12 protein-coding genes and 1 tRNA gene are annotated in these 11223 nt (G+C 61.8%); 9 read left to right on the forward strand and 4 right to left on the reverse strand.

Going from position 1 to position 11223, the window contains the following annotated elements:
• Positions 1 to 48: 48 nt before the first annotated feature.
• On the reverse strand, positions 49 to 1242 hold the full coding sequence (locus ABW22_RS09550; protein ID WP_082708673.1) for a Do family serine endopeptidase: 1194 nt from the start codon (positions 1240 to 1242) through the stop codon (positions 49 to 51).
• A gap of 138 nt (positions 1243 to 1380) precedes the next feature.
• Between ABW22_RS09550 and petA the strand changes: the two genes are divergently transcribed.
• The 6 genes from petA to ABW22_RS09580 all read left to right on the forward strand — a co-directional run bounded on the left by petA (position 1381) and on the right by ABW22_RS09580 (position 5188).
• Positions 1381 to 1986 (forward strand): ubiquinol-cytochrome c reductase iron-sulfur subunit, encoded by a 606-nt coding sequence (gene petA, locus ABW22_RS09555; protein WP_059755495.1) that lies wholly within the window; start codon positions 1381 to 1383, stop codon positions 1984 to 1986.
• A gap of 3 nt (positions 1987 to 1989) precedes the next feature.
• Positions 1990 to 3225 carry a cytochrome b gene (locus ABW22_RS09560; RefSeq protein ID WP_059755497.1) on the forward strand — a complete coding sequence of 412 codons (1236 nt, stop codon included), beginning with the start codon at positions 1990 to 1992 and terminating at the stop codon, positions 3223 to 3225.
• Entirely contained in the window at positions 3226 to 3951 is a 726-nt protein-coding gene (locus ABW22_RS09565) for a cytochrome c1 (RefSeq protein ID WP_059755500.1), read from the forward strand.
• A 103-nt stretch (positions 3952 to 4054) separates the two neighbouring features.
• Complete coding sequence (locus ABW22_RS09570) at positions 4055 to 4654, forward strand: glutathione S-transferase N-terminal domain-containing protein (RefSeq protein WP_059755503.1); 600 nt, start codon at positions 4055 to 4057, stop codon at positions 4652 to 4654.
• 11 nt (positions 4655 to 4665) lie between these two features.
• Positions 4666 to 5070 (forward strand): ClpXP protease specificity-enhancing factor, encoded by a 405-nt coding sequence (locus tag ABW22_RS09575; protein ID WP_059755507.1) that lies wholly within the window; start codon positions 4666 to 4668, stop codon positions 5068 to 5070.
• Between the two features lie 42 nt (positions 5071 to 5112).
• Positions 5113 to 5188: transfer RNA gene (locus ABW22_RS09580), tRNA-Thr, on the forward strand.
• Between the two features lie 75 nt (positions 5189 to 5263).
• On the opposite strand, the gene ABW22_RS09585 is transcribed toward ABW22_RS09580, so the two are convergent.
• From ABW22_RS09585 to ABW22_RS09595, 3 genes are read right to left on the reverse strand one after another with little or no spacing between them, the layout of a single operon-like run.
• Complete coding sequence (locus tag ABW22_RS09585) at positions 5264 to 6580, reverse strand: sigma-54-dependent transcriptional regulator (protein WP_059755510.1); 1317 nt, start codon at positions 6578 to 6580, stop codon at positions 5264 to 5266.
• A 2-nt stretch (positions 6581 to 6582) separates the two neighbouring features.
• Positions 6583 to 8163 (reverse strand): two-component system sensor histidine kinase NtrB, encoded by a 1581-nt coding sequence (locus ABW22_RS09590; RefSeq protein WP_237763290.1) that lies wholly within the window; start codon positions 8161 to 8163, stop codon positions 6583 to 6585.
• Complete coding sequence (locus tag ABW22_RS09595; protein ID WP_059755512.1) at positions 8160 to 8384, reverse strand: PP0621 family protein; 225 nt, start codon at positions 8382 to 8384, stop codon at positions 8160 to 8162. The genes ABW22_RS09590 and ABW22_RS09595 overlap by 4 nt, the downstream gene beginning before the upstream one ends.
• Before the next feature lie 277 nt (positions 8385 to 8661).
• Here ABW22_RS09595 and gmd point away from each other — a divergent pair, with 277 nt between their 5' ends.
• The 3 genes from gmd to ABW22_RS09610 all read left to right on the forward strand — a co-directional run.
• Positions 8662 to 9813, forward strand: coding sequence for a GDP-mannose 4,6-dehydratase (gene gmd / locus ABW22_RS09600; RefSeq protein ID WP_059755515.1), 1152 nt, complete (start codon positions 8662 to 8664; stop codon positions 9811 to 9813).
• Positions 9814 to 9817: 4 nt separating this feature from the next.
• Positions 9818 to 10789 carry a GDP-L-fucose synthase family protein gene (locus tag ABW22_RS09605; protein WP_059755517.1) on the forward strand — a complete coding sequence of 324 codons (972 nt, stop codon included), beginning with the start codon at positions 9818 to 9820 and terminating at the stop codon, positions 10787 to 10789.
• A gap of 88 nt (positions 10790 to 10877) precedes the next feature.
• Positions 10878 to 11223 (forward strand): SDR family NAD(P)-dependent oxidoreductase (locus ABW22_RS09610; RefSeq protein ID WP_157648594.1); only part of this gene is annotated, 346 nt, incomplete at its 3' end.

The raw sequence follows: 11223 nt of genomic DNA on the forward strand, positions 1-11223 counted from the left end.
AATGCCGATACCACGGAGCAGGTTCGGGGCTGAAACGAGACCCGGTAATCAGTTTAGTTCGGGCTCTAGCGCCGGCTCCAGCGTGCGCTGCATGGGGCGCCGTCCAACCTGAATTTTCAGATCCAGCGATTGCTGCTTGCGCAACACCGTGAGCTGCGTGTTGTCGCTCGGCTTCAGCGCGGCAATCAGGTTGAGCAGCGAGGCCGAATTCGACACCTTGTTGCCGTTGACCGCCAGCAGGATGTCGCCCGGACGGATGCCGCCAGCGTCGGCCGGCCCACCTTTCAGTACGCCCGCAATCAGCGCGCCTTCGGCGCTTTTGAGACTGAAAGATTCGGCCAGCTCGGGCGTCAGGTCCTGCACCTCGATGCCGACCCAGCCGCGGGTCACGCGGCCAGACTGGATGATCTGTTCCATCACCTGGCGTGCGATGCTGACCGGAATGGCGAATCCGATGCCTTGTGAACCGCCGGTACGCGAATAGATCGCGCTGTTGACCCCGACCAGATTGCCTGCCGCATCGACCAGCGCGCCGCCCGAGTTGCCCGGGTTGATGGCGGCGTCGGTCTGGATGAAGTTCTCGAAGGTATTGATGCCGAGACGGGAGCGGCCGAGCGCGCTGACAATGCCCGCGGTGACGGTCTGGCCGACGCCGAACGGATTGCCCACCGCCAGCACCCAGTCGCCGACCTGGATGCTGTCTATCTGAGCGAAGGTGATCGCAGGCAAGTCATTGGCATCGATTTTCAGGACGGCCAGATCGGTTTCGGGGTCGGCGCCGACCACGCGCGCAGGCAGCGTTTGGCCGTTCGCCAGCGCCACCTGGATTTCGTCGGCCGCCTCGACCACGTGATGATTGGTGAGGATGTAGCCGTTTGCGCTGACGATCACCCCGGACCCGAGGTTGGACACCTCGCGCGGGCGTTCATCCAGCCGGTCGCCAAAGAAGTAGCGAAAGATCGGATCCTGTAGTGCGGGATGAGCCGGGGTGCGCACCTTTTGCTGGGTAAAGACGTTGACCACCGACGGGATCACTTTTTGCGCGGCCGGGGCGAAGGATTCGCTCGCGGTGCCCGCGCCTCCCGACGGAGCCTGCACCTGCTGGAGGGTGAGGCTCTGCTGTTGTGGTTGCCAGCGCACGAGATCCGGCTTGAACAGGACGATGATGAACAGCACGCCGAGTGCCACCGTGGTGGATTGGGCGAAAAGCAACCAGAGTTTGCGCATAGTGATTAAATTCATGGACTTGGCGTTATTACGCCCTGATTGATTATAACTCAGGGCGGCGACGCATCGCGGCAATGTCAAGACAGACTTCCGGAAAGTGCAGCAAATTGGTTAGAATGCCGGTTTATCGAAACACGTTCGGGTTAGGCAAACATGAGCCAGGAAGTCGATGGGCAAAAAGTGGACGCACGTAAACGGAAATTCCTGATCGCCGCGACCAGCGCTGTTGGTGGGGTCGCAGTGGTAAGCGTGGCCTTGCCGCTGGTGATGAGCATGATGCCGAGCGCGCGCGCCAAGGCGGCAGGCGCACCGGTGGAAGTGGATATTGACAAGATCGAGCCGGGCATGCTCCTGACGGTCGAATGGCGCGGCAAGCCGGTGTGGATCGTTCATCGCACCCAGGAGATGCTCGACCTGCTGGCCAGGCACGAAGGCCAGCTGATCGACCCCAACAGCGAAATGCCGCAGCAACCCGTCTACGCCAAGAACGCGACCCGTTCGATCAAGCCGCAATATCTGGTGGCAGTCGGTATCTGTACGCATTTAGGTTGCTCCCCCACCTTCCGCAAGGAAATCGGCGCGTCCGACCTCGGCAGCGACTGGCCGGGCGGCTTCTTCTGCCCCTGCCACGGTTCGCGTTTCGACCTCGCCGCGCGCGTGTTCAAGGGGGCACCTGCCCCGACCAATCTGGTGATTCCGCCTCATCAATACCTCAGTGACGCCAGGTTGCTGATCGGTGTAGACGCAAAAGGAGCTTAAATAATGTCTGCCCTGCAAAAAATGATGGGTTGGGTCGATGATCGATTCCCGCTCACCGCCACTTACAAGGCGCATCTGTCCGAGTACTACGCGCCCAAAAACTTCAACTTCTGGTATTTCTTCGGTTCGCTGGCGCTGCTGCTGCTGGTGCTCCAGATTGTCACCGGCATTTTCCTCACCATGAACTACAAGCCGGATGCCGAACTCGCCTTCGCGTCCGTCGAGTACATCATGCGCGACGTCGAGTGGGGCTGGCTGATCCGCTACATGCACTCCACCGGTGCCTCGATGTTCTTCGTCGTCGTCTATCTGCACATGTTCCGCGGCCTGATGTACGGTTCCTACCGCAAACCGCGCGAGCTGATCTGGATCTTTGGCGTGCTGATCTACCTCGTGCTGATGGCCGAAGCCTTCGCTGGCTATCTGCTGCCGTGGGGCCAGATGTCGTACTGGGGTGCCCAGGTGATCGTCAACCTGTTCGCTGCCGTGCCTTTCATCGGTGAGGATCTGTCGATCCTGATTCGCGGCGACTACGTGATTTCCGATGCCACCCTGAACCGCTTCTTCGCCTTTCACGTCATCGCCCTGCCGCTGGTGCTGCTCGCACTGGTGGTAGCGCACCTGGTGGCGCTGCACGAAGTCGGTTCCAACAACCCGGACGGCATCGAAATCAAGAAGCACAAAGACCCGGTGACGCACATTCCGCTCGACGGCATTCCCTTCCACCCGTACTACACGGTGAAGGACATCGTCGGCGTCATCGTTTTCCTGATGGTGTTCTCGGCGATTCTGTTCTTCGCGCCGGAAATGGGCGGCTACTTCCTCGAGGCGGCCAACTTTGTTCCGGCCGACTCGCTGAAGACGCCCGAGCACATCGCGCCGCTGTGGTACTTCACCCCGTTCTACGCGATCCTGCGCGCGGTGCCGCCATTGTTCGGCTCGCAGTTCCCCGGCGTGGTGGCGATGGGCATGTCGATCGTGCTGATGTTCTTCCTGCCCTGGCTCGATCGCAGCAAGGTCAAGTCGATTCGCTATCGCGGCCCGATCTACAAGACCATGCTCGCCCTGTTCATCGTGTCCTTCATCGGGCTGGGCTACCTTGGCCTGCTGCCGGCCACCCCGGTGGCGACGATTTTTGCTCAGGTCTTCTCGGTGGTCTACTTCCTGTTTTTCCTGTTGATGCCCTGGTATACATCGATTGAAAAAACCAAACCGGAACCGGAAAGGGTGACTGGCTAAATGAAACGCTTGAAGATTTTCCTTTTCCTGCTAGCGGCAGCCCCCGTCGTGGCCTTTGCGGCCGGCGCTAGCGTTCATCTCGACAAGGCGCCGGTCAACTTGACCGACAAAGAGTCCCTTCAGCGTGGCGCCCGCGTGTTCGTCAACTACTGTCTGAACTGCCACAGCGCGAGCGTCATGCGCTATTCGCGTCTGGAGGATCTGGGGCTGACCGAGGAGCAGATCACGGACAACCTGATGTTCGCTGCGGATAAGCCGGGTGAGACCATGAAGGTCGGCATGGCCAAGACCGATGGCAAGGCCTGGTTCGGCGCCGCTCCACCCGACCTCAGCGTGATCGCCCGTTCGCGCGGAGCAGACTGGCTCTACACTTACCTGCGCGCTTTCTACCGTGACGACTCGACCGTCACCGGCTGGAATAACACCGTGTTCGACAAGGTCGGCATGCCGCACGTGATGTGGAACCTGCAGGGCGAAATGGCACCGGTCTACAAGACGCAAGGCGGGCATGACGTGATCGAACGCCTCGAACTGGTCAAGCCCGGCAGCGTCACCCTGGCCCAGTACGACGCCATGGTCGGCGACCTGGTCAACTACCTGGTATGGATGGGTGAACCCGCCCAGGTCCAGCGCAAGCAGCTTGGTGTCATCGTTCTGCTTTTTCTGGCAGTCTTCTTTGTGGTGGCCTATTACCTGAAGAAAGAGTTCTGGAAAGACATCCACTGAACCCGGTCACGCCGTTCGCCAACAGCCGGACTGTGTATCCGGCTGTTGGCGTTTTAGGCATTTAACACTAGCAACACTCGCAACACCATAGGGAGCCCCTGCCATGATGACCTTGTATTCCGGTAGCACCGATCCGTACAGCCACCGCTGTCGCATTGTCCTGTTCGAAAAGGACATGGACTTCGAAATCATCGACGTCGACATGCACAACAAGCCGGAAGAAATCGCCAGCATCAGCCCCAGTGGCAAGATGCCGGTGCTGGTCGAACGCGATCTGATTCTGACCGAATCCAACATCATCAACGAATACATCGACGAGCGCTTCCCGCATCCGCAGCTGATGCCGCCGGACCCCGTCATGCGTGCACGTGCCCGACTGGTGCTGTTCAATTTTGAGCATGACCTGTTTACCCACGTCAACACGCTCGAGCATAGCCTCGGCAAGGGGTCGGACAAGGCGCGTCTTGAAATCCGCGACAGCCTGTCGCAGCTGACGCCCATCCTCACCAAGCAGAAATACCTGATGAACGATGAGTTCTCCATGCTGGATGTGGCAATTGCCCCGCTGTTGTGGCGCCTCGAACATTATGGTATCGAACTGCCCAAAGTGGCGGCACCGGTGCTCAAGTACCGCGAGCGCCTGTTCAGCCGTCCCGCCTTCATCAGTGCGCTGACGCCTACCGAAAAGGCGCTGCGCAAGTAAAGGCAGAACGGGTGGCCGAGATTTCAACCAAGCCTTATCTGATCCGCGCGCTGTACGAGTGGTGTGCGGACTCGGGCTTTACCCCGCAGTTGCTGGTTGCAGTGGACGGCCGCACCCGCGTGCCGCCCGGCTTCGTCAAGGACGGCCAGATTGTGCTGAACATCAGTGCCGGCGCAACACGAAATCTCACGTTGGACAACGACTGGATCCAGTTTTCTTCGCGCTTCGGTGGCGTTTCGCACGAGCTTTCCATTCCGGTTGATCGGGTCATGGCCATCTTCGCGCGCGAAAACGGGCAGGGCCTGCATTTCGAACCCGTCGATACCCCCGAGCCGCCCGGGCAGACGCCGCCTCCCGCGCCGGGCGATGCGTCTGTGCTGCCCAAGGGCAAGCCATCGCTCAAAGTCGTCAAGTAATCAGTCAATCAAGCGTGCGGCATCGCTATAATGTCGCCCGTCGCCGCTTTAGCTCAGTTGGTAGAGCAACCGCCTTGTAAGCGGTAGGTCGTCAGTTCGATTCCGACAAGCGGCACCACCTATAGATAAAAAGCCCGCATTCAGCGACGGATGCGGGCTTTTTATCGTGCGCGATGCTGGCGTAGACTACGCGCTACTCGATCCCAAGGCGCTCCAGTCGGTAACGCAGGCTGCGGAAGGTGACGCCGAGCACACGGGCGGCGGCGGTCTTGTTGTGGCGCGTCTGTTCCAGCGCTTCGAGGATGGCGACGCGCTCCATCTGGTCGAGGTAATCCTGCAACGGGTATTTGCTGCCGGGGGCGCCATTGGTCGCGGGGAGGGCGGGTGCAAGACTGAGATCGGCAGCGGTGATGTGCTGGTCTTCACATAGCGCCAGCGCGCGCTCCAGCGTGTTTTCCAGTTCTCGAACGTTGCCGGGGAAGGCATAGGCGCTGAGTGCCTTTTCGGCGTCGCGATCCAGTTTGACTTCGGCGCCGCCGAGCTTGTCGAGCAGAAAGCGCGCCATCTCGTGGATGTCCTCGACGCGGTCGCGCAGGCTGGGCATCACCAGGTCGATGACATTGAGGCGGTAGTACAGATCTTGGCGGAAACGCCCAGATTCGACCAGCGCGGCGAGGTTCTGGTGGGTGGCGCTGATGATGCGCACGTCGACCGGCTCTTCGGTGGTGGCGCCGACCTTGCGCACCTTCTTTTCCTGCAGCACGCGCAGCAGTTTCACCTGCATCGACAGCGGCAGGTCGGCGACTTCGTCGAGAAACAGGGTGCCGCCATCGGCTGCCTGGAAAAATCCGTTGCGGTCGGCGTCGGCGCCGGTGAAGGCGCCCTTGCGATAGCCGAAAAACTCGCTTTCCATCAGCGTCTCGGGAATCGCACCGCAGTTGACCGCGACGAAGGGCTTGTCGGCACGGTTGCCCAGCCGGTGGATCAGCCGCGCGGCGAGTTCCTTGCCGCTGCCCGATTCGCCAGCGATGTGCACCGGCGCCTGGGTGCGCGCGAGCTTGGCGATGCGCGCGCGGATGTCCTGCATGGTGGCGGACTGGCCGATCAAGTCGCGGGCGGAGTTGTCGGCCTGCATGGCCTCGGGGATTTTCAGCGCGGACTTGACCAGCGCGCGCAGCTGGTCGAGCGCCACCGGCTTGGCCAAATAATCAAACGCGCCCGCCTTCAGCGCCGCGACCGCGTTGCCGGCATTGCCGTATGCAGTAATGACCGCCACCGGCACCGGCGCCGCCAGTGCGCTGGCGGCGGCGATTACCTCCAGCCCTTCGCCGTCGCCCAGCCGCATGTCGGTGAGGCAGAGATCGTAGTGCGTCTGTTTCAGCCGGGCCTGTGCTTCGGCGACGCTCACGGCGCGGTCGGTTTCCAGCCCCATCTTGACCAGGGTCAGCTCCATCAGGTCGAGCAGGTCAGGCTCGTCGTCCACCAGCAGAATGCGCGGAGAGTTGGCCATATTCACTCGCCTCCATACAGGCTGAGGCGGAAGCGGGCGCCGCCCGCACCCGGTACATAGGCCAGCGTTGCATGGTTGGCCTCGGCCAGTTCGCGCGCGAGGAACAGCCCGAGCCCGGTGCCCTGCGCATCGGTGGTGCAAAAAGGCTCGAACAGCTTGCCGCGCTGTTCCGGTGCCACGCCCGGTCCGTCGTCCGCTATTTCCAGCTGCATGCTGTTGCCCGACATCTGCGCGCTGAAGCGGATACTGCCTGTCTGCTTGCGGCTGTAACGCCAGGCATTGCGTAGCAGGTTCCACACGATTTGACGCAGGTGGTCGGGGTCGAATTGAAAGCGCAGGGGTTCGGGCATGCTGACTATGACGGCCTCGGCCGGGATTTCTTCAGTCTGCCGCAGCTCGTCGATGAGGGCGGCGAGCGACGCGGCATCGAAACTGACCGGGTTGAGGCGGTCGCGCCGGTTGAGCGTCAGCACTTCTTCCACCAGGCGGTCGAGCCGCCGCGCGTTGTTTTCGATGATCGCGGTCAGCCTGGTCTGGGCGGGGTCGTGCGCGTCCTCGTGCAGCAGCTGCGCGGCATGGCTGATGGCAGACAGCGGGTTGCGGATTTCGTGCGCGATGTTGGCGGTGAGCCGACCCAGTGCCGCCAGCTTCAGCCGTTGCGCCGCCTGCTCGGCCTGGCTCTGGTCCTCCAGCACCAGCACCCGGCTGTCGTCCGGCGTTGCCAGCGGAATGCAGCGCACCCGCACCTGCGAGGTCGGGGTGCTGAGGGTGGGTGCGATGCCGGGGCCTACCTGCTGCACCAGCCGTGCCAGTTCGGGCGAGCAGTCCTGCAGCAGGGTGACGCCGGGAATCACCGGTGCCGTGATGCCGAGCAGCGCCAGCGCACGCGGGCTGGCGTGGCGCACGACGCCGTCGCCGCGAATCGCCAGCAAGCCGTCGGGCGAGTTCTCGATCGCCAGCGCGTTGATGCGGTTCAGCAGCGCGAGTTCGTCCGCCTGCTGCTGCGCCAGTGTTTCCGAGCGCAGCGCGCGCTGCGTCAGCGCATGCGCCAGCCAGCCGATGGCGAAGTATCCCGCGCACAGCAGGCCGATCTGGAAAAAGCTGTCTGTCGCATGGCTGCCGCCCAGAATGCTGAATCCGTGCTGCAGCAGCACGGCGATGGACGCCATCGCGGCATACAGCAGCGTCAGACGCCCGCTGCCAACCAGCCCGCCCGAAGCAATCGAAATCACCAGCAGCAGCCCCAAACCGCCCGCCAGTCGCTCGCTGGTGGTCATCAGCAGCGTCACGATGATGATGTCGGCGATGATGTGCGCGGTCAGCTGGATCTGGAACCCGGGCCAGCGCGCGCGGATGCCGAGCACGAACAGCGCCGCGATAACCAGGTAGGCGTAGGCAAAGCCCTGGAAGCGTTCGCTTGCGCCAGGCCGGAACAGGTCCGAGTCACTGAACAGCAGGCTGGTGAACACCAGCGCCGCCGCCAGGGTCAGGCGATACAGGTTGAAGTAATCGAGGCTGCGCCAGTGCGATGCGTAGTAGCCCGGCGTGGCCGGGCGGGGCAGGACGTCTGCCGGGGCGCTCATTTTTTACCGAGTTGTTTGTGTTCGGGGGTGCAGAAGAAGTCGCCGCCGGAATAGATGGCCTCGCTGCGCGGCATGTTCACGCCGCAATGCGCGCATTTCACCATGTCCTCGACGGCCTTCTCGCCAGCCGAAGCCGGTGGTTTGTCGAGCGAGCGCTGGTAATTGCGGATGACCGCCCACACTGCGAAACCAACCACAAGCAACAACAGAATCTTGATCACGCCATCTCCCACGAAATTAGGCCCAGCATAGCATGGCGGCACCCTGGACGGCTTGCCGCAGCTGCGTGGGGCGGGGCGACATACACTTGTTTCAGAATATCTGTGGGCTGGTTCGGCAGCTTATTTGTTTGGCCTGATAATGACCGCTTGGCAATCAAGCAGCCGAGCAATTTTGATTTGGCGATTAATGGGGCAAAATGGCCTGCGTTTCGTTTCCATTTTGCTCGCCCAAGGCGCCCATCAAACCTGAATTCGCCCGCAATCAGACGGGACAATCATGACCAAAAAAGCACTCATCACCGGCGTCACCGGCCAGGACGGCGCCTACCTCTCTGAATTCCTGCTGGGCAAGGGCTACGAAGTCCACGGCATCAAGCGCCGCAGCTCGCTGTTCAACACCGACCGCATCGACCACCTGTACGAAGGTCCCGAGGTTACGAAGCGCAAGTTCATCCTGCACCACGGCGACCTCACCGATTCGTCCAGCCTGATCCGCATCATCCAGCAGGTGCAGCCCGACGAAATCTACAACCTCGCCGCGCAGTCGCACGTCGCCGTGAGCTTCGAGGAACCCGAATACACCGCCAACTCAGACGCGCTGGGCGCGTTGCGCATCCTCGAAGCGATCCGCATCCTCGGCCTCGAAAAGAAAACCCGCTTCTACCAGGCGTCCACCTCCGAGCTGTTCGGCCTGGTGCAGGAAACCCCGCAGAAGGAAACTACCCCCTTCTACCCCAGGAGCCCCTACGCCTGCGCCAAGCTCTACGCCTACTGGATCACCATCAACTACCGTGAAGCCTATGGCATGTATGCCTGCAACGGCATCCTGTTCAACCACGAATCCCCCGTGCGCGGCGAAACCTTCGTCACCCGCAAGATCACCCGCGCGCTGGCCCGCATCAAGCTCGGGCTGCAGGATTGCCTGTTCCTCGGCAACATGTCGGCCCGCCGCGACTGGGGCCACGCCAAGGACTACGTCGAGATGCAGTGGCTGATGCTGCAGCAGGACCAGGCCGAAGACTTCGTCATCGCCACCGGCGTGCAGTACTCGGTCCGGGACTTCGTCGACGCCGCCGCCAGGGAACTCGGCATGGACATCCGCTGGGAAGGGCAGGGCATAGAGGAGAAGGGCTACCTCGAACCTGTAGGAGCGGCACCCTCGCCGCGAATTTCGGATGACAGCGATCGCGGCGAGGGCGCCGCTCCTACAGGCCGGGTTATCGTCGCCGTCGACCCGCGCTACTTCCGCCCCACCGAAGTCGAAACCCTGCTGGGCGACCCCAGCAAGGCCAAGGAGAAGCTCGGCTGGACGCCGAAGATCACGTTTGACGAGCTGGTGGCCGAGATGGTGCGCGAAGACCTGAAAGCCGCCGAGCGTGACGAGCTGGTGAAGAAGCATGGCTACAAGACCATGGATTACCACGAATAAACCGATGGACAAGAATGCCAAGATTTACATTGCCGGGCATCGCGGCCTGGTCGGCTCAGCCCTCATGCGCAACCTGCGCGCCAGGGGTTACGAGAACTTCGTCACCCGCACTCACGCCGAGCTCGACCTCACCAGCCAGGCCGCGGTCGAAGCTTTCTTCGCCACGGAAAAGGCGGACTACGTGTTCCTCGCAGCAGCCAAGGTCGGCGGCATCCACGCCAACAACGAATACCCGGCCGAATTCATTCGCGACAACCTCACCATCCAGACCAACGTCATCCACGCTGCGTACAAGAATAAGGTCAGGCGTCTGCTGTTCCTTGGCTCCAGCTGCATCTACCCCAAGCTCGCCCCGCAGCCAATGAAGGAAGAACATCTGCTGACCGGCCCGCTGGAGCCGACCAACCGTCCCTATGCGCTCGCAAAAATCGCCGGCATCGAAATGTGCTGGAGCTACAACCGTCAGTACGGCACGCAGTACCTGGCCGTCATGCCCACCAACCTCTATGGCCCCGGCGACAACTACCATCCGCAAAACTCCCATGTCATTCCGGCGTTGATCCGCCGCTTTCACGAAGCCAAACGCGCGAACGCGTCGAGTGTGACGGTTTGGGGCACCGGCACACCCCGCCGTGAATTCATGTACAGCGAAGACATGGCTGACGCCTGCGTCTACCTGATGAATCTGCCGGACGCACAGTTCGTTCCGTTGCTGGGGCAGGATCGCAACGACGGCCTGCCACCACTGATGAACATTGGCGTGGGCGATGACCTCAGCATTCGCGAACTGGCCGAAACGGTGAAGGAGGTAGTGGGCTTCGAAGGCGAGATCGAATTCGACACCAGCAAACCCGACGGCACGCCGAGAAAGCTGATGGATGTGGGGCGACTCAACGCCATGGGGTGGACGGCCAGCACGCCCATGAAGAACGGACTGGCTGTCGCGTACTCGGACTTCATCGCCGGCAACGGGTGAACACACTACGAATGTTGCACCTGCATGAGTCTCAGGTGCTGCGGCCGGGTGTCTGGCCGCGCTATGGGGAAAATATGGGGGAATTGAATTGAAGGTTCTATTGACTGGCGGGGCGGGTTATATCGGTTCTCACACTGCGGTGGAATGCCTGGCGGCGGGGCACGAGGTGGTGGTGTTCGACAACCTGTCGAACAGCAGCCCGAAGTCGCTGGAGCGGGTGGCGCAGATTGCGGGCAAGCCGGTGGCGTTTGTGCAGGGCGACATTCGCGAGCGCTCGGAACTGCGCAAGTTGTTTGCCGACCATGCGATCGATGCGGTGGTGCATTTTGCCGGACTCAAGGCAGTGGGCGAGTCGGTGGGCAAGCCGCTTCTCTACTACGACAACAACATCGGCGGCAGCATTACGCTGTTTGAAGAAATGTTCGCGGCGGGGG

This window comes from Thiobacillus denitrificans (assembly GCF_001530125.1).
In the GTDB taxonomy this organism is placed as follows: Bacteria; Pseudomonadota; Gammaproteobacteria; order Burkholderiales; family Thiobacillaceae; genus Thiobacillus; species Thiobacillus denitrificans_C.